The sequence below is a fragment of the Cryobacterium sandaracinum genome (assembly GCF_004403415.1).
GTDB lineage: Bacteria > Actinomycetota > Actinomycetes > Actinomycetales > Microbacteriaceae > Cryobacterium > Cryobacterium sandaracinum.
This window is the reverse complement of record NZ_SOGO01000037.1, coordinates 44978-66132: the sequence shown is the minus strand read 5'-3', so window position 1 is coordinate 66132 and position 21155 is coordinate 44978. Positions and strand designations below refer to the sequence as shown.

Sequence of the window (21155 nt, the reverse complement as noted above, 5' to 3'; positions counted from 1 at the left end):
CCGAGATCACACGCTCGAGATCGTCAGGTACCGCCCTCATTCGCGAGGGTGAGGGCGGCCGCCAGCGCGGTGACGGAGTCGAGGTAGCGGCCGCCGAACGGCACGGGACGCCCCCGGGCGTCGAAACGGTAGACCAACGGCTGTCCGGTGGGCAGGTTCAGCTCGCGGATCTGCCCGTCGGACAGGCCGTCGATCACCGCGCACAGAGCCCGCAGGGAGTTGCCGTGGGCCACCACGAGCACGGTCTCGCCGCGGGCGAGAAGCGGGTCGACGCGCTCGGTGAGGAAGGCATCCACTCGGGTGATGACGTCGCTGAGCGCCTCGGTGCGGTTCAGTGCGGCCGCCGGCAGCGCGCGGAACAGGGCGGTGCCGGCGAACTCGTCGTAGAGCAGGTCGCCCATGGCGGGCGGGGCCTCGGCGACCGAGCGGCGCCAGGCCACGAACTGTTCCTCGCCGAACTCGGCGCGCACATCGTCTTTGGAACGGCCGGTCAGCGCGCCGTAATTGCGTTCGTTCAGTCGCCAGTCGGCGTCGCAGCCGACCGGCGGGTGGGCCAGACCGGCGGCGACGATCGCGGCGGTCTGCCGGGCGCGCGTCAGCGTCGAGGTGAACAGGGTGACAGGTGCTGCAGCGGGTTCCGGTGCCGTGGTCATGGCCGGAGAGCCGGTGCCGGTGGTCGGTGGCCGTTCGCCCGGCAGCGCAAGGTTGAGGAGGACGGTGGCCGTGTGGGCCTCGCGGATCCCCTGATCCGACAGCGGCGCATCCAGCACGCCCGTGAACAGCCCGGCGGCGTTCGCGGTGCTCTGGCCGTGCCGCAGCACGATTAACACCCCCGTTTCACGCACGGTGACCAGCCCTGTTCGAGTCTCAGCCGGCGGATGCCTCAGCCGTCGCGGATCTTCCGCCGCGAATTCTCAGGCTACAGCCCCGCAGCGACCACCGCCCGGCGGGGAGTGGCCGGGTTGAGCGGGAGCGACTCTCGCGGAAGGGGGTGGGCTCAGAAGCCGAAATCGCCGCCGCCGAAATCGCCGCTGCCGGAGTCGCCGCCGGAACCCGCGTCGCCGCCGGAATCGCCGCCGGAGTCGCCGGAACCGGAGTCGGCGCCCGAGGCATCCGCGCCGCCGGAGTCCATGGGCAGGAAGGCGCTCATCAGCGTCGACGCGATGACATAGCCCGCCACGGTGCCGAGCAGGGAGCTGCCGACCATGCTGCCGAAGCTCGGCCCGCCCTGGCCCTGGTTGCCGAAGGCGCGGGTGAGGGTGCCGGGCTGGCGCAGCTCCGCCCGGGTGGCCGCCTGGGCCAGTGTTGCCGGTTCGGCGTTCGCCGGGCGCTCGCTGGCGTTGGCGTTCTCGCTCAGCTGGCGGAACAGCAGGTCGCGTTGCTCATCGTTCAGTTTGCTGAAGGCCTCCGCGTGCACCTGCTCGATCGTCTCGGGCGGTGCCGTGCGCAGTAGGTACTGATAGCGATCGACGGCGATCTCGTCGTCGGTGCGCTGCGGTGCGGCCGCGCGTCGCTGCTGTTCCGGCTGCTGGGGCTCGGTTCCGAAGAGGCGGTCGAAGAATCCCATGGTGTGCTCCTCTGGCTCGGGTGGTCTGGGGCGTTGGTCTCTACGATTCCACCCGTCGCTGGGTAGGCGCTGGAACCGTGCGCTCAGCGCTGCCGCGCGGCCGCCACGATCACGGCGATGCGGCCCGGAACCGAGTCGTCCTGGAGCGCAGTCACGTCGCCGAGCGCACGACCGGCCACGATATCGCCGAGGAGGCGACGCATGATCTTGCCCGAGCGGGTCTTGGGCAGGTCAGGCACAACGAACACCTCCTGCGGCCGGGCGACGACCCCGATGGCCTGCGTGACGTGCGCGCGCAGCAGCGGCTCGAGGGTGCCCCGGGCGGCCAGCCAGACCGCGGGGTCGCCCAGGTTGCCGCGCTCGCCGGAACCGCTGGTGGCGCGCGGTGCCGCGGCCGGGATCACGAAGGCCGCGATGGCCTCGCCTGTTCTCGCATCCGTCACGCCGACGACGCCGGCCTCGCCGACCAGCGGATGTGCGACGAGCGCCGACTCTATCTCGATCGTCGACAAGCGGTGCCCGGACACGTTGATGACGTCGTCGACGCGGCCGAGGAGCCAGATGTCGCCGTCGTCGTCGTATTTCGCGCCGTCGCCGGAGAAGAAGAAGCCCTGCTTCGCGAACCGGGCCCAGTAGGAGTCGCGGTAGCGCTCGGGGTCGCCCCAGACGGTGCGGGCCATGCCTGGCCAGGTGCCCTCGATCACGAGGTAGCCGCCGGAGCCGAACGGCACCGGCCGGCCGTGGTCGTCGACGACGTGGGTCGTCAGGCCCGGCAGGGCGCGCAGGGCCGAACCGGGCTTGAGCGTGCTGACGCCCGGTAGCGGCGCCATCACGGCGGCGCCGGTCTCAGACTGCCACCAGGTGTCCACGATGGGGGCGCTGCCGGCGCCGATGTTCTCGCGGAACCACACCCAGGCCTCCGGGTTGATGGCCTCGCCGACCGACCCGAGCAGACGGATGCTGGACAGGTCGAACTCGCTCGGCAGCCCTTCCGGGAACCACGTCATCAACGTGCGGATGAGTGTTGGCGCCGTGTAATAGGTGGTCACTCCGTAGCGCTCGATGATCTCGAGGTGCCGGCCCGGATGCGGGGTGTTCGGCGTTCCCTCGTAGATCACCGAGGTGGTGCCGTTGGAGAGCGGCCCGTAGTGCACATAGCTGTGAGCGGTAACCCAGGCCAGGTCGGCCGTGCACCAGTGCACGTCGTCGTCCTTGACGTCGAAGACGGCCCAGTGGCTCCAGGAGGTGTGCGTGAGGTACCCGCCGCTGGTGTGCACGAGCCCCTTCGGAGTACCCGTCGTGCCCGAGGTGTAGATGATGAACAGCGGGGTCTCCGCGTCGAAGTACGCGGGTTCGTGCACGGGGGAGGCGAGGTCGACGCTGTCGTGCCACCAGACATCCCGGCCCGGCGTGAAGGGGATGTCGGGGGTCAGGTCGCCGGTGCGGCGCACCACGAGCACGTGCTCGATCGAGTCCACGCCCGCGACGGCCTCGTCGGCCGCGGCCTTGACCGGCACGGCCTGACCCCGGCGGAACTGGCCGTCGGTGGTCACGAGCAGCTTCGCGCCGGTGTCCTCGACCCGGAACCGCAGCGCCTCGGCGGAGAAGCCGCCGAAGACGAGCGAGTGCACGGCGCCGAGGCGCGCGATGGCGAGGGTGATGATGATGGTTTCGAGGATCACCGGCAGGTAGAGCACGACCCGGTCGCCCGGCACGATGCCGAGGTCGGTAAGCGTGTTGGCGGCGCGGTTCACCGCGCGTTCGAGTTCGGCATAGGTGATCGTTCGGCGGTCGCCGGGCTCTCCCTCGAAGTAGAAGGCGACCTTGTCACCCTTGCCGGCGGCCACGTGCCGGTCGACGCAGTTGACGGCCACGTTGAGCTTGCCGCCCGCGAACCACTCGGCGCGGGGAATGGAGAGCACGCCGTCGGCGTCCGCCCTGGCCGGCTGCCAGGTGTGGTCGGTGTGCCACGGCTCGGCCCAGTCGAGGCGGTTGGCCTGCTCGGCCCAGAACGCGATCGGATCGGCGGCGGCCCGGTCCCACCAGGTGGCGTCGACGTTGGCCTGCGCCGCGAAGGCGGCCGGGGCCGGGTAGCGCCGGGTTTCAGTCAGGAGATTACGGATGGTGGCGCTCGCCGGATCGAACGGGGCCGGCATCGGCGTCAGGCCCATTTGCGGTTCGCCCAGCGCTCGAAGAGGCCAACGGCGGCATCCGTCAGCTTGCCGAGGATGGCGAGCAGGATGATGGCGAGCAGGATGCGGTCGATGCGGCCGTTGTTCTGGGAGTCGATCAGCAGGAAGCCCAGCCCCATCGAGGAGGCGATCAGCTCGGCGGCCACGAGGAACAGCCAGGCCTGGGCCAGAGCCAGCCGCAGCCCGGAGACCACGGCGGGGATCACCGCGGGCAGCTGCACGGCCGTGAACAGGCGCGCCCTGCGCAGGCCGAACGCGCGGCCCGCCTCCACGAGCTGACGGTCGACGTGGCGCAGCGCCGCCGACACGGTCGTGTAAACGGGGAAGAAGGCGCCGATGGCGATCAGGGTGAGCTTGGACTCCTCGCCGATCTTCAGCCAGAGGATGAGCAGGGGAACCCAGGCGAGCGACGGCACCGCCCGGATGGCGCCAAGGGTAGGGGCGAACAGTAAGTCGGCGGCCCGGGACAGGCCGATTAGGGCGCCCAGGGCGATGCCCAGGGCGGCGCCGACGGCGAAACCGATGAGCACTCGCTGGGTGGAGATCGCCGCGTACTGGCCGAGCAGCCCGCTCGCGAACAGGTCGACGCCGGCCTGCCAGACCATCGCGGGGGAGGGCAGTTGGGCCATCGTGAACACGCCGAGCGCGGTGGTGAGCTGCCAGGCCGCGAGGATCAGGACCGGCAGGACCGCTCCGCCGCCGAGGGCGATCCAGCCGCGCGAGGCGAGCGGCCGGCGCGGGGCACGCGCCGTGCGGGCGGCGGGGGCGGATGCAGCGAATGCGGCGGCGGCGGTGGCGTCGGGCACGGTCCGGGCCGACGTGCGCGGCAGCGTGCGGGGCACAGTCTCGGTCATGGTCGCGTCCTCTCGGTGGGTGGCGCTGGTGGGGCCGGGGTGCTGGGTGCAGGGGGTGCTGGTGGTGCGGGTGTCCGGGGCGGTTGCCCGCCCCGGACGGCGCTACGGTGGTTCCTGATTACTTCGTGACGACCGACGGGTCGGCCTTCGTGGCGAAGCTGTCGTTGACGATCGTGTCGAGGGCGTCGTCGATCTGGCTCTGCGCTGCCACGTCACCGGCGGCGACGAAGGTCGGGCCGATCTTCTTCAGCACCGTGAGCTGGGCCTTGCCGGGCACGTTGTCCACGTCGAGGTTGGAACGCTCGGTGATCACCGTGGTGGCCACGGCGAGGTCGAGGCCCGAGACGCCGGCCAGGATCTCGGCGGTCTGGTTGGGGTTCTCCAGCGCCCAGGCGCGGGCGTGCTCATAGACGTCGACGACGGTCTGGGCCACATCGGGCTTCTCGGTCAGGAAGCTTTCGGTGGCGTTGAGGAACCCGTAGCTGTTGAAGTCGACGTTGCGGTAGAGCAGCTCCGCGCCGGCAGCCTCGGCACCGGCCATGATCGGGTCGAGTCCGGCCCAGGCGTCGACCGAGCCGTTCTGGAGGGCAGCCCAGCCGTCGGCGTGCTGCAGGTTCTGCACGGTCACGTCGTCGAGGGTGAGTCCGGCCTCCTCCAGAGACTGGAGCAGGAAGAAGTAGGGGTCGGTGCCCTTGGTGGCGGCGATCTGCTTGCCCTTGAGATCGGCGACGTCGGTGATCGCGGAGTCGCCGGGAACGACGAGGGCCGCCCACTCGGGCTGCGAGAAGATGTCGATGACCTGGATCGGCGAGCCGTTCGAGCGGAACAGCAGCGCGGCCGAGCCGGCGGTGGAACCCACGTCGATGGCATTGGCGCGCAGTGCCTCGTTGGCCTTGTTGGAGCCGGCCGACTGCACCCAGTTCACGGCGATGTCCTGGTCGCTGAGGGCATCCTCGAGCCAGCCCTGGTCCTTGATCACCAGGCTGAGCGGGTTGTAGGTGGCGAAGTCGATGTTGAGGGTGCCGCCGGTGGTGACGGTGGTCTTACCCGCTTCAGCGGCCTCGGCCGGCTCGGCGACCGGCTGGTTTTCACCCGCGACGCAGCCGGTGAGCAGCAGGGCGGCGGCGGTTGCGACGGCAAGGAGTGCGATTCGTGTGGTGGAGCGGTGCTGTGTCATCGGGATCTCTCAGTTGATTGGGCAGCGGATGCTGCACCCGGTGTGGGAAAGCGGTGGTGAAAGCAGTGCGGTGGTGAAGTGGTGAGGCAGAAAAGTCAGTAGGGGAAGGCCGGGATGGTAGAGGTCGCGGCGAGCCCGCGTGCCTCGCCGTGGCGGTCGATGCCGAGCCCGGCGAGAAGTCGTCCGCGCAGTTCGGCGAGTTCCGCCGAGCCGCGGTCGCGGGGGCGGGCCCCGGGAACGGTGAGTTCCTGCACGATGGTCGCGCCGGCGCGGGTGTCGTTGTCGGGCCGGCCGAGCAGGATGATCCGGTCGGCCAATTGCAGCGCCTCGTCGACGTCGTGCGTGACCAGGAGGACCGTCGTCGGCGCCTGGGCGTGCACGTCGAGCAGGAGGTCCTGCATCTTCAGGCGGGTGAGCGCGTCGAGGGCGCCGAACGGTTCGTCGAGCAGCAGAACGCCCGGGTTGCGGGCCAACGCCCTGGCGAGGGAGGCACGCTGCGCCATCCCGCCGGAGATGGCCTGGGGGCGGTGGCCGGCGAACGCGGCCAGACCGACCAGCTCGATCAGTTCGGCGACGCGGGCGCGGCCGGCGGCCCGCGGGGTGCCGCGGGGCAGTCCCAGTGCGACGTTCTCGGTGACGGTGCGCCAGGGCAGCAGGCGCGGCTCCTGAAATCCGACCGCGCAGCGCGGGTCGATGCCGGCGACGGGCGAGCCGTCGATTCTCACCTGGCCGGTGGTCGGGGAGTCGAGGCCGCCCGCGATGCGGAGCAGAGTGGACTTGCCGCATCCGCTCGTGCCCAGAATCGCCAGCACCTCGCCGGGCCGCACCGTGAGGGAAACCTCGCGGAGCACCGGGGGTAGGGCGGTGGCCCCGCGGGTCGTGGCGGGGGCGAACGTGCGGCCGATCGCCTCGAACTCGACTGTGCAGGCCGAGTTTCCGGTCGTGGCCGTGGTTCTGACCGTGGATCTGGACGCCGCGCCGCGCACGGACGCCGGATCGGCGAACGCCTCGTGTGGTGCGGCGCGGTGCGGCATGGGCGGCTTTCGGTCGAGGGAGGGGAAGAGTTGCTTGACGTTAGCCGAGGGCAGACGGATGCTGCTGGGCCGGCCGCAACCCGACGTAACACGCGGCGCTTCTTCTTGGGATGATGGGGCCATGACTCGAACCGTTTCCGGAGCCCGTGTGCTCATTACCGGTGCCGCCAGCGGCATGGGCCGCCTCTATGCCGAGCGGGCCGTCGCCGAGGGCGCGAAAGCCGTGATCCTCTGGGACCGGGACGCCGGGGCGCTGACCCGTGCGGCCGGCATCCTCGGCGATCGGGCCGGCGAGGGCACGCTCGTTGTCCCGTATGTCGTGGACATCGCCGACCTCGGCGCGATCGCCCAGACCGCCCAGCGGGTGCGCACGGAGGTCGGCGACCCGGACATCGTGATCAACAACGCCGGCATCGTGCGCGGAGCCTTCTTCTGGGAGCACGACAACGGCGCGGACACGCGGCCGACCATGCAGATCAACGCGCTCGCGCCGATGTACATCGCCCGGGAGTTCCTCCCGGCGATGATGGCCAATCGCGGTCGTGCGTCGCGTATCGTGAACATCGCGTCGGCGGCCGGGATGCTCTCGAACCCTCGGATGAGCGTCTATGCGGCGTCGAAGGCGGCCCTGATCGGGTGGGGCGACTCGCTGCGTCTGGAGCTCAAGCAGCAACGGTTCGGGCACGTGAAGGTCACGACCGTCTGCCCCAGCTACATCTCGACCGGGATGTTCGAGGGTGCCCGCGGTCCGCTGCTGACGCCGGTGATGACGCCGGAATACGTGGTCGAACGGGTCTGGCAGGCGATGCTCGCGGGCAAGCCCATGCTCACCATGCCGTGGACGGTCGTGCTCTCGAAGGTGGTCCGCGGTCTGCTGCCGCTGCCCCTGTGGGACGTCGTCGCGGGTCGGGTCTTCGGTGTCTACGGCTCCATGGACAAATTCACCGGTCGCCCCTGACCCGAGCCCCGGTGGTCGAGCCTGTCGAGACCCGGCGACCCGCCCCGCCGCCGCCCCCCACGACGCTGGTCGAGCCTGTTAAGACCCGGGACGAGAGCCGCGCCCTACAGCCCCACCCGCTTGCTCGGCAGTGCGATCAGTGTCTGTTCCGGGTCGTTCTCCACCGGTGGCCGCAGCCAGTGTTGCGTTCCGGTGCGGGTGATCTTCCAGTGCTGGTTGTGCAGCAGTAGATGGTGCGGGTGGCAGAGCAGTACTTCTTCGGCGAGGTTGGTGTCTCCGCTGTCGGTGAGCCAGTCGTTGATGTGGTGGGCTTCGGTCCAGGCTGGTGATCTGTCGCAGTCGACCCACCGGCATCCGCCGTCGCAGAGCACCCGGTCGATGGTTTCCTGCGAGATGGGGACCGGGTTGCCTTGGATCTGCCCGTGAGCGGCGGGTTCGGCGGCACCCGGCTCGGCGGGTTCGGCTGTGAGGGCCTTCTCGGTCACGATCACGCGCACCGCCGGGCGGCGTCCGCCGAAGACCCGGCCCGGGTCGGCCTCGCCGGCGACCTTCGGCAGCTGCACGAGGGAGTCCGTGTTGATCTGCTCGGTGCTGCGCGGGTCGTCCTGCATTTTTTGGGCCCAGGCGGCGCGTTCCGGGTCGACGAAGCGCACTCCGCCGCGGCGGGGGCTGGTGATGGAGTCGAAGGTGGAGAGCACGAATTCGCCGTCTTCGGGGGCGAAGAGCCCGTTCAGGCGCACGTTGTCATTGCTCAGCCGGTAGACCTTCAGGTAGCGGTCGTCGTGGGCCTGCTTCTCGTGGGCGGTGATGCCGGCCTGATCGAGCCGGTCGCGCATCCGGCGGGCCCGTTTGAAGACCTCGTCGGCATTCAGTGACGGTGCCTCGGTGAGGAGCGCCGCGAGGGCCACCCGGAGCTTCTCCGCGGTGACTGCCGCGTCGATCTGGCCGAGCCCGGCCCGGATCGCCTCGGCCGCGTCAACCGAGAGCGTGCCGGCGGTGACGGCCCGGGCGATCGGCGCCTGCCAGGGCACCTTCGCGGTGAACGCCGCGACGTCGACAGCATCCGCGACGTCGACAGCATCGGCATCGGCGTCGGCGTCGGGCGTCGAGAGCGTCGAGAGTGCCTCTTCGACCAGCTTGTCGGCCGCCTCGGTGTCGGCCATCATCGTGCCGACCGCGACGAGCTTGTACGCGTCACCGTTGGATGAGCCGGTCCAGTTCTGGATCAGGGCCTCGGGCGAGAGGAACCCCTGCTGCGCGGCCAGCCCCGAGTGGCCGAGTTCCGGGCGGGACCGGCGGGCGATGGTTGCGGCCATCAACGCGGCATAGGTGTCGAGCAGACGGCGCGCGCCGGCCATCCGCTTCTGGCCGGCCAAAGCCTCGGCGTCGGGAAGAGTCGCGAGGTCGGCGCTCGAGGAGCCCAGCAGGGCGACGGCGTCGGCCGCCTGCCTGAGGTCATCCGCGAGTTCGTCATGTTATGCGGATAACTTAAGGAGCACACGTAGTCGAGTGTCACTCATCTTTTGTGGATAAAAGTTTCGTATCTTTGTTCAGCAGCCCGGCTGTTTGGCCGCGCGGCGCCACCGAGTCAGCGCTGAGCCCGCGGCCTGACCGGCAGCAACGCTCGGTGCCGTGGCGCAGGTTGGGGACGACGGCGGAGCCTCTCACGTGCGCCCGCTTTACCGAACGCGTGCCGGGAGGTGCGGTGTGGCACGGGAGCCCTGAAGACTGACTCGCCGGTTCTCGACGGGCTTGACCGCCGACGGGGCCGCGACTTCGAGGCGCAGACAGGCCCAGGCCCAGGACTGACGCGGGTCGCCCCGCCGACAGGTCCGCTACCGGCAGGTCTGTGACTTTCGGATGGATCCGTCCGAGTTCTAGCAGACCCAGAAGGGTGCCGTCTCTGTAGGTATCTCGCTGAATCTCCATGGTCTCCTTCGCGCCGTACCGGGCATGCTACTTCGCTGCACTGTTCCTCCGGGCTCGTTGACAGCGGCCTTCGCGGGGACCTAGTATGAAATCGTTTCCATGGAAACGATTCCACGACTACATTGATACCCGCACGAACACGAAGAGGTGAGAGATGGTTGCCATCACGATCAAGGATGTCGCCGCCCTGGCCGGCGTCTCCGTGGCCACGGCCTCCCGGGTCCTGTCCGGCAGCCCGGCCACCTCGCCCGCGGCTCGGGCCGGCGTCGCCGCCGCGGCCGCCCAGCTCGACTATCGGCCCAACGCCCAGGCCCGCGCCCTGCGCAGCACCCACACCGAGTCCATCGGCCTGCTGGTGTCGGATGTGCGCAACCCCTTCTTCGCCGACCTCGCCCACACGGTCGAACAGGCCGCCCTGGCTGCCGGCTATGTCACGCTGCTCGGCAACGCGAATGAGCGCAAGGAACAGCAGGACCGGTACCTGGACACCCTGATCTCCAGGCGAGTGGACGGCATCGTCGTGGCACCGCTCGGGGACGGCAGCGGCAGCATCCGTTCGCTGATCGAACGCAAGATCCCGACCGTCTTCGTGGACCGCACCGTGGACGGCCTCGATGTGCCGAGCGTGACCACGGACAGCGAAACCGGCATCCGCCAGGCTGTTGCACACCTGGCCGCGGCCGGCCACACCCGCATCGGCTACATCTCGGGCCCGCAGGCCATTTCGACCGGCCGGGACCGGTTCGCCGCCTTCACTCGCGCGGTGGCCGAGTTCGGCCTCAGCCAGGACCCCGACCTGGTCTACTTCGGCGACTTCCAGGCCGCCAGTGGCTCGGCCGGCGTGCACGCGCTGCTCGAACTGCGCCAGCCGCCCACCGCCCTGCTCGCCGCCGACAGCCCGATGGCCGTGGGCGCGATCGCCATTCTTCACAAGCGCGGGCTGCGTATCGGCCGGGACGTGGCTCTGATCGCGTTCGACGACATCGAGTGGTTCGCCCTGCTCGACCCGGCGCTCAGCGTCATCTCGCACAGTGTCGAGGACATGGGCCGGATCGCCGTGAAGATGCTGCTCGAGGTCATTGGCGGAGGCACCCCCGAGTCGGTGGTGCTGCCCAGCGAACTGATCATCCGGGCGTCGTCCTCGGCGCCCATCTCAGGAGTGCCCGATTCACCCGCAGCCGTTTCACCCGCATCCGGGCCGAGCCCGAGGAAGAACTGACATGAGTCAACAACCACTGGTCACCCTGCAGAACGTGGGCAAGACCTTCGGACCGGTGACGGTCATCAAAGACGTCACCGTCAGCGTCTACGCCGGCAAGGTGCAGGTGCTGCTGGGCGAGAACGGCGCCGGCAAGTCCACCCTGATCAAGATGATGGCGGGGGTGTACCAGCCGGACGCCGGCCACATCGTGGTGGACGGGCAGACAGTCACCCTGCCCACCACCCGCGCGGCCGAGGAACTCGGCATCGCCACGATCCACCAGGAACTGAACCTCGTTCCCACCATGAGCATCGCCGAGAACGTGATGCTGGGGCGGATGCCCACCAAGCACGGCCTGGTCGACCGCAGCGCCCTGCGCAATCGGGCGCGTGCCGCCCTCGCCCTGATCGGCCTCGACGTCGACGTGGACACCCTGGTCGGCGACCTCGGCATCGCCCGGCAGCAGCTGGTCGAGATCGCCAAGGCGCTCAGCATCAACGCCCGCATCCTGATCCTGGATGAGCCCACCGCGGCCCTGACCCGCCACGAGACCGAGAGCCTGTTCGCCGTGATGACCGACCTGCGCCGCCGTGGGGTGGGCATGCTGTTCATCAGCCACCACCTTGACGAGATCGCCGAGGTCGGCGACACCGTGACCGTGCTGCGCGACGGCGAGTTCATCGCCGAGGTGCCGGCCTCCACCCCCGAAGACGACCTCGTGAAGCTGATGGTCGGCCGCAACATCGAAGACCATTTCCCGCGGTCGGCCGGCGACGTGAGCCAGGCGACCGAGATCCTCACGGTCGACAAGCTCACCTCGGCCGGCTCGTTCAGCGACATCAGCTTCAGCGTCAAGGCGGGCGAGGTGCTTGGCATCGCCGGGCTGGTCGGCGCGGGGCGCACCGAACTGATCCGCGCGATCGCAGGCGCCGACCGGTACACCTCCGGCACGGTCGCCGTGCGCGGCCGGCAGCTGCCGAACGGCAGCATCCAGGCGGCAATCGCAGCGGGCATCGGGCACGTGCCCGAAGACCGCAAGGGACAGGGGCTGGTGCTCGACGCATCCGTCAACGACAACCTCGGCTACGCCACGCTCGCCGCCACCGCGAAGCTGGGTCTGGTCGACTTCGCCGGCCAACGCAGCCGGGCCGCCGAGGTGGCCATGAAACTGCGCATCCGGATGCACACCATCGACCAGTCGATCGGCGCACTCTCCGGGGGCAACCAGCAAAAAGCCGTGTTCGGCCGCTGGATCATCGCCGCCTCCACGGTGCTGCTCCTCGACGAGCCCACCCGCGGCGTCGATGTGGGCGCCAAGGTCGAGATCTATGAACTGATGAACGCGATCACGGCGGCCGGGGGAGCGATTCTGATGGTCTCCAGTGAACTGCCCGAGATTCTCGGCATGAGCGACCGCATCCTCGTGATGCGCGACGGCCGGATCGCCGGCGAGCTCACCGCCGCCGAGGCCACCCAAGACGCAGTCATGACACTCGCCGCCCGCGATGTCGACGAGAAGTACGAATAGAGATAGGGAAGCCACCATGTCCACCACAACCCTGCCGTTGAAGCGCCGCGGTCTCGACTACAAGAAGTTCCTCGCCAACAACGGCGCCCTCGTCGGCCTCGTCGTTCTCTGCATCGCCCTGTTCATCGCGACTCCCGACTTCCTGACCGCGCAGAACCTGCTCAACATCGGCATCCAGGTGTCCACGGTGGCCGTGCTGGCCTTCGGGATGACCTTCGTCATCGTGGCCGGCGGGATCGACCTCTCGGTGGGTGCCGTGGCGGCCCTGTCGGCCATGTCGTCGGGCTGGATGTTCGCCAGCGCCGGCCTCCCCGGCTGGATCGCCCTCCTGGGTGGTCTGTTCGTCGGAGCCCTGGCCGGCACCATCAACGGTTTGGCCAACGCCTCCGGCAAGCTGCCCTCGTTCATCGCCACGCTCGCCATGCTCAGCGTGGCCCGCGGACTGACCCTGGTCATCTCCGACGGCCGTCCGATCTCGACGCCGGCCGAGGTCTCCTTCCTCGGCGGCAACCTGGGCCCGGTGCCGATGCCGATCATCATCCTTGTGCTCGCCGCCCTGGCCGCTTCCTTCCTGCTCAACCGGACTGTCATCGGCCGCTCGATGTACGCGGTCGGCGGCAACGCCGAAGCCGCCCGGCTGTCGGGACTGCCGGTCAAGCGCATCCTGGTCACCGTCTTCGCCCTGGCCGGACTATTCGCCGCACTTGCCGGGCTCCTGCTCGCCGGGCGCCTCGACTCCGCGCAGCCGCAGGCCGCGGCGGGCTACGAACTCGACGCCATCGCGGCCGTCGTGATCGGCGGTGCCTCCCTCGCCGGTGGCCTCGGCAAGATCTCAGGCACTTTCGTGGGTGCCCTCGTGCTCGTCGTCATCCGCAATGGCCTGAACCTGCTCAACGTGACATCGTTCTGGCAGCAGGTTGTGATCGGACTCGTGATCGCCCTCGCCGTGGGCGTCGACGTGCTCCGCCGCAAGACCCGCAGCAGCTGACCAGGCCGGCGGCCGACATCCGTCACCCCCTCTACCTTTCTCCTCACCCATCAATAACCACAAAGGAATACACAATGAAGTCCTCCTCGTTTCGCAAAATCGCGGCGCTGACCGCCACCGCCGCCCTGATTCTGGTGGGCACTACGGCCTGCGGCCGTGGTGGCGGGTCTGAGGCGTCGGGCACTAAGATCGTGCTGGCCGTCTCCACCCTGAACAACCCGTTCTTCGTGGAACTGCGCGACGGCGCGCAGGCTGCCGCCGACGAGGCCGGCGTGCAGCTGAACATCGTCGACGCCCAGAACGACTCGGCCACGCAGGCCAATCAGCTCGCCACCGCCGCCTCCGGCAGCACCAAGGCCGTCATCGTGAACCCGGTGGACTCCGACGCAGCCTCCTCCGCCGTGAACGACCTCCTCAGCGCGGGTATTCCGGTCATCGGGGTCGACCGCACGGTCAACGGCGCCGACCTGAACTCACTCGTCGCCAGCGACAACGTGGCCGGTGGCCGTCAGGCTGCCGACGCCCTCGCCGAGGCCATGGGCGAAACGGGCAGCGTCATCCACCTGCAGGGTGTCTCCGGCACCTCGGCCAGCCGTGACCGCGGCCAGGGCTTCGAAGAGGGCATGAAGGCCTACCCGAACATCACCGTGGTCGCCAAGCAGACCGCCAACTTCGACCGCGCCGCCGCGCTCGACGTGACCACGAACCTGCTGCAGGCCAACCCCGGCGCGACCGGCCTCTTCGCTGAGAACGATGAAATGGCGCTCGGCGCCATCCAGGCGCTCGGGTCGCGGGCCGGCACCGAGGTCGCGGTCGTCGGCTTCGACGGCACGGCCGACGGACTCGCCGCCATCGAGGCAGGCACCCTGGTTGCCACCATCGCTCAGCAGCCGGCCGAACTCGGCAAGCTCGCCGTTGAACTGGCCATCAAGGCCATCGCCGGCGACACGATCGAGAAGACCGTTCCGGTCGAGGTCGTCTCCGTCACGAAGACGAATGTCGGCGACTTCGCCAAGTGAGTTACTCCGCCAGCACGGTCGTCGTCGTCGGGTCGATCAACGTCGACCAGCTGATCACCATCGAACGCCACCCGCTGCCCGGTGAGACCCTCATCGGAACGTCGATGGAGCTCCTCCCCGGAGGAAAAGGAGCCAACCAGGCCGTCGCGGCCGCCCAGCTGGGCGCCGCGGTGAGTATGGTCGGCCTGGTCGGCCGGGATCCGCAGGCCGAGGTCGCGACTGCGATCCTGACCCGCTCCGGAGTGAACTTGTCGAATGTGCGCGCGGTGGACGGCCCGACCGGCCTGGCACTCGTCACGGTCGCCGCCGACGGCGAAAACACCATCGTGATCATCCCCGGCGCCAACGCACTGCTGGGCGCGGAGGCCGTTGAGGCCAGCGCGACCGTCATCGCGGAGGCCGCCGTGGTGGTGCTTCAGGGTGAGATTCCCGCGGAGGGCATCGTGGCGGCAATGCGGCTGGCCACCGGCCGGGTGGTGCTGAACCTGGCGCCCGTGATCGAACTGGATGCCGCGAGCATCCGTCGGGCCGACCCGCTGGTCGTCAACGAGCACGAGGCTGCCCTCGTGCTCGCGCAGCTCGCCCCGAAAATGGTCATCCCCACCGAGGACGCCGAGCTCGTCGCCCGGCTCCTCGACTGGGGCGTTCCCTCGGTCGTGCTCACCCGCGGTGCGAAGGGCGCGATCTGCGCCGACCGGGACGGTACCCACAGTCTGGCGTCGCCACGGGTCGTTGCCGTGGACAGCTCGGGCGCCGGCGACGCATTCGTCGGCGCCCTCAGCGCGCAGCTCGCGGCCGGGTCGAGCCTGTCCGAGTCCGTGCGCCGGGCCGTGCGCGTGGGTGCCTTCGCAGTGCAGTCGCGCGGCACGCAGACGTCGTATCCCTCCCTGGCCGACGAGCTGCCGCTGGTACGCGCATGAAGCGCCGCGGCATCCTGAACGCCGACCTCTCCGGCGCCCTGGCCCGCCTCGGACACACGGATGTCGTTCTCCTCGCGGACTGCGGCATGCCGATCCCGGCCGGCGTTCCCGTGATCGACCTGGCGCTTGTGCATGGTGTGCCGCGCTTCGAGCAGGTGCTCGACGCCCTGCTCGAGGAGATGGTGTTCCAGCGCTGCGTGGCCGCGGAGGAGTCGAAAACCGCCCCCGCCGGGGTCTGGCTGGCCGACCGGTTCGACGCGATCGAGTACATCAGCCACGCCGAGTTGAAGGACCTGTCGGCCTCGGCGAAGCTATTCATCCGTTCGGGGGAGGCGACGCCGTTCGCGAACGCGGCGCTGGTCTGCGGCGTCTCGTTCTAGACGTCTCGTTCTAGGCGTCTCGTTCCCGAACGAATTGGTTCACACCGAACCCGGTTGAGCTACGGGTGACGGATGCCCCGGCCGGCCAGCACGGCCCGGTAGCCCTCGCGGTAGGTCGGATAGCTGAACGTGAAACCCGTGCCCAGCAGCAGCTGGTTGCGGAGGCGTTTGTCGCCTCCGCGCTGGCTGTCCCGCGGGACGGGCCGAGTGGGCGCGGCAGTCGTTGTGCCGGGAGCGCCGGGTGCCTCAGGCTTAGGGGCCGGCAGTCCAAGCTCCTCGGCAAGGAACGCCAGCACCTCACCGCCGCGCACCGGCGCGCTGTCGACGCCGAGATAGAGGGTCGCCGGTGCTTCCTCCCGCAGCATCAGGTGCACGATCGCGGCCGCGGCATCATCCCGGTGGATGCGGTTCGTGTGGCGGGCCGAGGCCGACGCGGTGGTGCGGCCGCTCCGCACCTGGGTGATCAGGCGCTCCCGGCCGGGGCCGTAGATGCCCGACAGGCGGAAGACGACAGCCGCGGGGATGCGGGCGTGCAGCATCCGTTCGGCCTCGAGCAGAATGGCGTCGGTGCCCGGCCGCGGGTTGGCCGGCGTCTGCTCGTCGACCCAGCTCTCGTCGGACACGTCGTAGACGGCGGTCGACGACACCAGCAGCACGCGGCGGGGCGTGACGCCGGCCTCGTCGAGCGCGTCGAGGAGGTTCTGCAGACCGTCCACGTAGGCCGCCCGGTAGACCGCGGGGCTGGGGTTGCCCGCGGCGATCGCCACGATCACGATCTCGGTGCCGGCCGGCACGACCGGCTTGTGCGCGCTGAGGTCGACGGACTGGCCCTCGATGCCGGCGGGGAGAACGGCCGCGTTGCGGCGCAACCCCACCACCCGGTGCCCGAGCGCCGCGAAACGCAGGCCCACCTCCGTGCCGAGGTCCCCGCATCCTGCAATGAGTACCTTCATCTCGCTCCTCTTGTCTGCTTCCAACGCTAGCGGCACTCTCTGAACGCTGACAGTCGACGCAGTAGGCTCGGTGGGTGAGCGAATCATTCCGCAGCATGCTGCGTTCCCTGCCGGATTTTCCCGTCGATCTGCCGATTTTCGACCCGGCGTCGGCGCCACTCGACCCGGCTGTACTGTTCCGGTCGTGGCTTGATGAGGCCCTCGCGGCCGGGGTTTCCCAGCCGCACGCCTTTAGCCTGGCGACCGTCGGCGCCGAGGGCATGCCGTCGTCGCGCATGCTCATCCTCAAGAATCTCGACGCCGAGGGCTGGCACTTCGCCACCTCGCGGGCGTCGCGCAAGGGCCGGGAGCTGACGGAGCATCCGTTGGCCGCGATGAATTTCTTCTGGTCGGCGCTGGGCCGCCAGGTGCGCGTGGTCGGCCCGGTCGCCGAGTTGTCGACGGATGCCTCGGCGGCCGACTGGTCCGAACGGCCCGGCGCCGACGGATCAGAGAACCCCACCTGGCAGCTGTACGCCCTGCGCCCGGTCGAGGTCGAATTCTGGCAGGCCGACCCCGGCCGCCGGCACGTGCGCCACCGCTACCTGATTCCCGCCGAGGGCTGAGCGCGCTCGGGCTGAGGGGGACTACTTCCAGCGGCGGGCGGACCCGGTGAGGAACTGCACATAGCCGACCAGTGACGCGTAGGAACACAGCACCTGGTCGCCGAGCAGATAGGCCAGGTAGCCGAACCGGTTGCGTCGCATTTCCAGACCGAGCGGACCGAAGACCCGGCGGCTCTGGAACATGCGCAGACTTCCGTAGATCACCAGGGTGATCGGAAGCACGGCCAGCGCCCAGATCGAGACCACGGCCGTGTTGCCGAAGACGGCGAACAGCACGAGGCCGGGCACCCAGAACAGCCCGTCCACTCCTGCATGCGGGTGGGCAGGTTGATGCGGGAGTTGCGCACGAGAACCGCGCCGGCCACGGCAACAGTGTCTGCCGGGGCGGATTCAAGCCGGGAGATCAGGTGGCGCGGGGCCTTCCGGTGCAGCAGCGTGTCCGCGTCGACCGTGATCAGATAGGGCGTGGTCACGTGGGTCAGTGCGGAGTTCAGCGCGTTCGACTTGCCGGGGACAGGTTGCCGCACGACCAGCAGGTCCACGTCGGATTCGATGGCGGCGACGTTGGCGAACCGCGCCGTAGCGTCATCGGAGCCGTTGTCGGCGAGGATCACCGTCACCTCGCCGGCGTAATCGCTCCCGCCGATGCAGCGGATCGCCTCCCGGAGACCGTCCTGCTCGTTTCGGGCGGCCACGATGATGGTCAGGGGGGTGACCGGATCGGGGACCCGGAACGGCGGCTGGCGATCCAGCAGGAGCGACAGGCTTAGAAACGCCACCACGAAGCCAGGCAGGAATGCCACCAGGAAGACGATGATCCACGCCGCCGGTTCGCCGGTCAGGCGGGTCAGGTCCTGGATCCACGGCAGCGAGATCCAAACGGATGCGTCGGTCCAGCTGAGCGCGAACAGAACGGACAGCCAGAACTTCACGGCGACGGAGAGGCAGAGCCGGCGCCCGGGCGTCCGGTGGAGGGCAGCGGGCTCAGCGCACGCTGTCGGCGATGCCGGCGGTGCCGGCGCGGTTGGAGCGCGGGCATGTGAGCCCCAGGTGCGGGCTGTGTGACTCACGGCTGCGGCATCTGTCCCCCGGGTTGTTACTAGAAACGTACGCCGCGACGGGCCCGCTGAGGAGTTGCCGAATACACCAGTTCGGAGAGCTAGAAGTCCTCGTAGGTGAAGGCCTCCTCGGCGAGAAGCTGGGTCCAGGGCTCCGGTCGTTGGGAGCGGACTTGTTGCAGCGTGACGGTCGAGTTCGGGGTGATCAGAAGCGTAGTCAAGAACCCGGCGGAATTGATCACATTGATGAATCCTCCACCGCGCTGCACCGCGTCGGCCACGGAGGTTTTCCATGCTGCCAGGTCATCGTCGGTGTCGACAACGTAACGGTCGCCATTCACGGTCAGACGGTACTCGTTCATGGAAATAGACCCTGTCTCTCAGCGGACCCTGAAGCGCCACGTGGTGGTTCAGCAGAGATCGGACGATGCCCTAAGAATTGGCGTCGGGAAGTAATATATAGCGATCAGTTTGAATTTCAAATTATTTTATGTTGGAAGATGATGCACGTCGTCGATAGGGTGGAGGCGGAAATGTGCCGCAGATCCAGCTGAGTACTTTTCGTTGATGTCGGGAGGAATCCATGTTCAAGGAAAGTGGCTCCGTCCAGGTTCTCGAGGGTGTTGCTGCTGCGGTGGTCGTTCTGCTTCGAGCGCTGGACAAGACGCGTGCCGGGATGGCGGCGAAGGATGGCTTCACGGGTTCTGAGATACGGGTTCTTTTTCGAATTTCGGAAGCGGGCCGGGTGACACCGAAGATTTTGGCCGGTTCCACGGATCTCTCGATGGGTGCGGTCACCGCGATCTCTGACCGGTTGGTCGCCCGGGATGTCGTGCGCCGAGTTGCCAACCCGAATGACCGGCGGAGCCTGTTCCTGGAGCTGACTGCGACGGGCGAGACGCTGATGGATAGCATCTACGGTGATTTTCGTGCACGGATCGGTGAAGCTCAGAGGAAAATGTCGTGTGCTGAACAGGAGCTGCTCGAGGCGCAGCTGCTGAATATCGCTGCGGCGCTCGGCTACGACCTGGAAGAAAGACTTGCTGGAACTCAAATATCGGTCGTGAAGGCTTCTTGAGCCTCCCGTTTCGGACGTGGCGGGGTACGTTCGGAAAATGACTTGGCCACGTTTGAAAAGGAGCAGCAGCGAGAATCGCAGGAGGGAGTGCCATGCGTGATCAATTCGCGGTTGCCGAAAAGGCATTGTCCGCTTTGACAGGCAGCGAGTCCCGTCTGTTCGAGCCGTTCCTGGGGGTACTGCCAGTGGATGGCGTGTCAATCTCGACGTTCGGTGACTTTCTCCCTGATGAGACAATCTCGGCGAGCGACGCCCAATCGATGCGGCTGGACGAGCTGCAATTCGATCTGGGCGAGGGTCCGAGTTGGGATGCTCTAGAAACCGGGGCGCCGGTCTTCGAGCCGAACATTCGCGAACGACCGAACCGGGTTTGGCCGGCGTTCTCGGAGGCAATCATCGCCGATGATCTGGGCGCGCTTTTTGCTTTTCCTTTGTCGTTGGGGCCGTTGCGCATCGGGGCGATCGACCTGTACACGAGTCGGCCCAGTCATCTCAGTGATCTGAATATCCAGCACACTGCAGCCCTCGCGACCGTCGTCAGCCGGCTCGTTCTCGCCCGTGCCATCCGGCTGTCCCAGAGCGACATTAAGGGTGAAACCGACACGCGCAAACAATTCTCCCGACGTGAGGTGCATCAGGCCACAGGCATGGTGCTGGCCCAACTGGGGATTTCTGCCCTGGACGCCCGTCTGACCATCCAGGGCCATGCCTTCGCCGTCGGCCGATCTGTGCAGGAGATCGCGGAGGAGATCATCGACCGGCGATTGACTTTTGCGGTGAATGAAAACCAGATCGAAGGGTCTCATGATTGATGAAACGAGAGAAGACCGCCTGATCGAAACGTTCGCGACCCTAGCTGACACCCTGGTTGCCGGTTATGACGTGGTGGAGCTCCTCCAGACACTGGTGGAGAGTTGCGCCGGGCTCTTCGATATTGCGGCGGCAGGTATTCTCCTGGCCGACGAAAACGGAGAGCTCGAAGTTGTCGCTTCCACCAGCGAAGCCAGCAGGCTTGTCGAGGTGATGCAACTGAGCGCTCGGGCGGGCCCGTGTGTCGAGTGTTTCATCACCGGGTCGGTCGTGTCCCTGCCGGACGTGGAGGACAGCCCGCTCGCGTGGCGGCGGTTTCGGGACAGTGCCAGGGAGCAGGGTTTCGCTGCGGTCCATGCGATTCCGTTGCGGCTGCGTGAGACTACCATCGGCGCCCTCAACTTGTTGTCCACTGTTCCCGGCGCCCTGCGTCAACAGGATGTGCGCGCGGCCCAGGCGTTGGCCGATGTGGCCACGATCGGGATTCTGCAGGAACGCACGCTCCGAGAAAGCAACTCGGTGCGGGAGCAATTGACGATTGCGTTGAACTCCCGAGTCCTCATCGAGCAAGCCAAAGGCGTGATCTCGCATTCCCGCGGAGTCTCGATGGAGGACGCATTCGCGTTGCTGAGGAATCACGCTCGCAGTAACCACTTGTTGTTGTCCCAGGTTGCTCAGGGGCTGGTCGACCAGACCCTTGTCATCTAGGCGGGAGACCCCCGCGCCTCTCAGAGCGCCTGAATCCTCCCGGAGCGCGAAATTCCCTGCTTGATTTCTGTGACGAACACCCTCTGAAATACGACTACATGTTAAGAGATTCTCGCTGAAGACAGATTCTGTCTCGGCGGGACACGCTCCGATCGCGTCCACTCCATCGATTCTCCTGTGACGCGGCTGAGCGAAG

At 68.2% G+C, this 21155-nt stretch carries 22 protein-coding genes; 11 read left to right on the top strand and 11 right to left on the bottom strand.

Going from position 1 to position 21155, the window contains the following annotated elements:
- Positions 1–23: 23 nt before the first annotated feature.
- The 6 genes from E3T25_RS13635 to E3T25_RS13610 all read right to left on the bottom strand — a co-directional run bounded on the left by E3T25_RS13635 (position 24) and on the right by E3T25_RS13610 (position 6824).
- Complete coding sequence (locus E3T25_RS13635) at positions 24–830, bottom strand: 2,3-bisphosphoglycerate-dependent phosphoglycerate mutase (RefSeq protein WP_241980890.1); 807 nt, start codon at positions 828–830, stop codon at positions 24–26.
- A gap of 167 nt (positions 831–997) precedes the next feature.
- Positions 998–1567, bottom strand: coding sequence for a hypothetical protein (locus E3T25_RS13630; protein WP_134374830.1), 570 nt, complete (start codon positions 1565–1567; stop codon positions 998–1000).
- 83 nt (positions 1568–1650) lie between these two features.
- Entirely contained in the window at positions 1651–3738 is a 2088-nt protein-coding gene (gene acs, locus E3T25_RS13625; protein WP_241980888.1) for an acetate--CoA ligase, read from the bottom strand.
- Positions 3729–4613 (bottom strand): ABC transporter permease, encoded by an 885-nt coding sequence (locus tag E3T25_RS13620; RefSeq protein WP_134374828.1) that lies wholly within the window; start codon positions 4611–4613, stop codon positions 3729–3731. Before E3T25_RS13620 ends, acs begins: the two co-directional genes overlap by 10 nt.
- Positions 4614–4731: 118 nt before the next feature.
- Complete coding sequence (locus E3T25_RS13615) at positions 4732–5790, bottom strand: aliphatic sulfonate ABC transporter substrate-binding protein (RefSeq protein WP_134374826.1); 1059 nt, start codon at positions 5788–5790, stop codon at positions 4732–4734.
- Between the two features lie 95 nt (positions 5791–5885).
- Entirely contained in the window at positions 5886–6824 is a 939-nt protein-coding gene (locus tag E3T25_RS13610) for an ABC transporter ATP-binding protein (protein WP_134374866.1), read from the bottom strand.
- 121 nt (positions 6825–6945) lie between these two features.
- On the opposite strand from E3T25_RS13610, the gene E3T25_RS13605 reads away from it, so the two are divergent.
- Positions 6946–7782 (top strand): SDR family NAD(P)-dependent oxidoreductase, encoded by an 837-nt coding sequence (locus tag E3T25_RS13605; RefSeq protein WP_104100056.1) that lies wholly within the window; start codon positions 6946–6948, stop codon positions 7780–7782.
- Positions 7783–7886: 104 nt separating this feature from the next.
- Here the strand turns inward: E3T25_RS13605 and E3T25_RS13600 are convergent, their stop codons facing one another.
- Positions 7887–9158, bottom strand: coding sequence for a DUF222 domain-containing protein (locus E3T25_RS13600; protein WP_166786018.1), 1272 nt, complete (start codon positions 9156–9158; stop codon positions 7887–7889).
- Positions 9159–9865: 707 nt separating this feature from the next.
- Between E3T25_RS13600 and E3T25_RS13595 the strand changes: the two genes are divergently transcribed.
- The 6 genes from E3T25_RS13595 to rbsD all read left to right on the top strand — a co-directional run bounded on the left by E3T25_RS13595 (position 9866) and on the right by rbsD (position 15747).
- The gene (locus E3T25_RS13595) at positions 9866–10930 is read left to right on the top strand and encodes a LacI family DNA-binding transcriptional regulator (protein ID WP_104100058.1); all 1065 of its coding nucleotides are present in this window, start codon (positions 9866–9868) and stop codon (positions 10928–10930) included.
- Position 10931: 1 nt separating this feature from the next.
- On the top strand, positions 10932–12440 hold the full coding sequence (locus E3T25_RS13590; RefSeq protein WP_104100059.1) for a sugar ABC transporter ATP-binding protein: 1509 nt from the start codon (positions 10932–10934) through the stop codon (positions 12438–12440).
- Positions 12441–12456: 16 nt separating this feature from the next.
- A complete protein-coding gene (locus E3T25_RS13585; RefSeq protein WP_134374822.1) occupies positions 12457–13428 on the top strand; it encodes an ABC transporter permease in 972 nt (323 codons plus the stop codon).
- Between the two features lie 74 nt (positions 13429–13502).
- Positions 13503–14447, top strand: a complete 945-nt coding sequence (locus tag E3T25_RS13580) for a substrate-binding domain-containing protein (protein WP_104100061.1) — start codon at positions 13503–13505, stop codon at positions 14445–14447.
- Positions 14444–15367, top strand: coding sequence for a ribokinase (locus E3T25_RS13575; protein ID WP_104100062.1), 924 nt, complete (start codon positions 14444–14446; stop codon positions 15365–15367). The genes E3T25_RS13580 and E3T25_RS13575 overlap by 4 nt, the downstream gene beginning before the upstream one ends.
- Complete coding sequence (gene rbsD, locus E3T25_RS13570) at positions 15364–15747, top strand: D-ribose pyranase (protein WP_104100063.1); 384 nt, start codon at positions 15364–15366, stop codon at positions 15745–15747. Before E3T25_RS13575 ends, rbsD begins: the two co-directional genes overlap by 4 nt.
- A 59-nt stretch (positions 15748–15806) precedes the next feature.
- Here rbsD and E3T25_RS13565 read toward each other — a convergent pair whose 3' ends face one another.
- Positions 15807–16700: an NAD-dependent epimerase/dehydratase family protein gene (locus tag E3T25_RS13565; RefSeq protein WP_134374820.1), complete on the bottom strand. Its 894-nt coding sequence runs from the start codon at positions 16698–16700 to the stop codon at positions 15807–15809.
- A gap of 74 nt (positions 16701–16774) precedes the next feature.
- Here E3T25_RS13565 and E3T25_RS13560 point away from each other — a divergent pair, with 74 nt between their 5' ends.
- A complete protein-coding gene (locus tag E3T25_RS13560; RefSeq protein ID WP_104100065.1) occupies positions 16775–17305 on the top strand; it encodes a pyridoxine/pyridoxamine 5'-phosphate oxidase in 531 nt (176 codons plus the stop codon).
- Between the two features lie 21 nt (positions 17306–17326).
- On the opposite strand, the gene E3T25_RS13555 is transcribed toward E3T25_RS13560, so the two are convergent.
- From E3T25_RS13555 to E3T25_RS16905, 3 genes are all read right to left on the bottom strand, one after another.
- A complete protein-coding gene (locus tag E3T25_RS13555; protein ID WP_134374818.1) occupies positions 17327–17509 on the bottom strand; it encodes a hypothetical protein in 183 nt (60 codons plus the stop codon).
- On the bottom strand, positions 17506–18237 hold the full coding sequence (locus E3T25_RS16910) for a glycosyltransferase family 2 protein (RefSeq protein ID WP_166784959.1): 732 nt from the start codon (positions 18235–18237) through the stop codon (positions 17506–17508). The genes E3T25_RS13555 and E3T25_RS16910 overlap by 4 nt, the downstream gene beginning before the upstream one ends.
- Positions 18238–18464: 227 nt before the next feature.
- Positions 18465–18725, bottom strand: a complete 261-nt coding sequence (locus tag E3T25_RS16905) for a hypothetical protein (RefSeq protein ID WP_158250226.1) — start codon at positions 18723–18725, stop codon at positions 18465–18467.
- 221 nt (positions 18726–18946) lie between these two features.
- Here E3T25_RS16905 and E3T25_RS13545 point away from each other — a divergent pair, with 221 nt between their 5' ends.
- The 3 genes from E3T25_RS13545 to E3T25_RS13535 all read left to right on the top strand — a co-directional run bounded on the left by E3T25_RS13545 (position 18947) and on the right by E3T25_RS13535 (position 20959).
- Positions 18947–19441, top strand: a complete 495-nt coding sequence (locus tag E3T25_RS13545) for a MarR family winged helix-turn-helix transcriptional regulator (RefSeq protein WP_134343179.1) — start codon at positions 18947–18949, stop codon at positions 19439–19441.
- A gap of 92 nt (positions 19442–19533) precedes the next feature.
- Positions 19534–20253 (top strand): GAF and ANTAR domain-containing protein, encoded by a 720-nt coding sequence (locus E3T25_RS13540; protein ID WP_134374814.1) that lies wholly within the window; start codon positions 19534–19536, stop codon positions 20251–20253.
- Positions 20246–20959 carry a GAF and ANTAR domain-containing protein gene (locus E3T25_RS13535; protein WP_104100070.1) on the top strand — a complete coding sequence of 238 codons (714 nt, stop codon included), beginning with the start codon at positions 20246–20248 and terminating at the stop codon, positions 20957–20959. Before E3T25_RS13540 ends, E3T25_RS13535 begins: the two co-directional genes overlap by 8 nt.
- The last annotated feature ends 196 nt before the right edge of the window (positions 20960–21155 follow it).

Bases quoted from the DNA above. Each gene is read 5' to 3' on its own strand.
- E3T25_RS13595 (WP_104100058.1), top strand. From the start codon at position 9,866: ATGGTTGCCATCACGATCAAGGATGTCGCCGCCCTGGCCGGCGTCTCC.
- acs (WP_241980888.1), bottom strand. From the start codon at position 3,738: ATGGGCCTGACGCCGATGCCGGCCCCGTTCGATCCGGCGAGCGCCACC.
- E3T25_RS13565 (WP_134374820.1), bottom strand. From the start codon at position 16,700: ATGAAGGTACTCATTGCAGGATGCGGGGACCTCGGCACGGAGGTGGGC.
- E3T25_RS13630 (WP_134374830.1), bottom strand. From the start codon at position 1,567: ATGGGATTCTTCGACCGCCTCTTCGGAACCGAGCCCCAGCAGCCGGAA.
- E3T25_RS13610 (WP_134374866.1), bottom strand. From the start codon at position 6,824: ATGCCGCACCGCGCCGCACCACACGAGGCGTTCGCCGATCCGGCGTCC.
- E3T25_RS13605 (WP_104100056.1), top strand. From the start codon at position 6,946: ATGACTCGAACCGTTTCCGGAGCCCGTGTGCTCATTACCGGTGCCGCC.
- E3T25_RS13545 (WP_134343179.1), top strand. From the start codon at position 18,947: ATGTTCAAGGAAAGTGGCTCCGTCCAGGTTCTCGAGGGTGTTGCTGCT.
- E3T25_RS13620 (WP_134374828.1), bottom strand. From the start codon at position 4,613: ATGACCGAGACTGTGCCCCGCACGCTGCCGCGCACGTCGGCCCGGACC.
- E3T25_RS13540 (WP_134374814.1), top strand. From the start codon at position 19,534: ATGCGTGATCAATTCGCGGTTGCCGAAAAGGCATTGTCCGCTTTGACA.
- E3T25_RS16905 (WP_158250226.1), bottom strand. From the start codon at position 18,725: ATGAACGAGTACCGTCTGACCGTGAATGGCGACCGTTACGTTGTCGAC.
- E3T25_RS13580 (WP_104100061.1), top strand. From the start codon at position 13,503: ATGAAGTCCTCCTCGTTTCGCAAAATCGCGGCGCTGACCGCCACCGCC.
- E3T25_RS13585 (WP_134374822.1), top strand. From the start codon at position 12,457: ATGTCCACCACAACCCTGCCGTTGAAGCGCCGCGGTCTCGACTACAAG.
- E3T25_RS13535 (WP_104100070.1), top strand. From the start codon at position 20,246: ATGATTGATGAAACGAGAGAAGACCGCCTGATCGAAACGTTCGCGACC.
- E3T25_RS13590 (WP_104100059.1), top strand. From the start codon at position 10,932: ATGAGTCAACAACCACTGGTCACCCTGCAGAACGTGGGCAAGACCTTC.
- E3T25_RS13615 (WP_134374826.1), bottom strand. From the start codon at position 5,790: ATGACACAGCACCGCTCCACCACACGAATCGCACTCCTTGCCGTCGCA.
- rbsD (WP_104100063.1), top strand. From the start codon at position 15,364: ATGAAGCGCCGCGGCATCCTGAACGCCGACCTCTCCGGCGCCCTGGCC.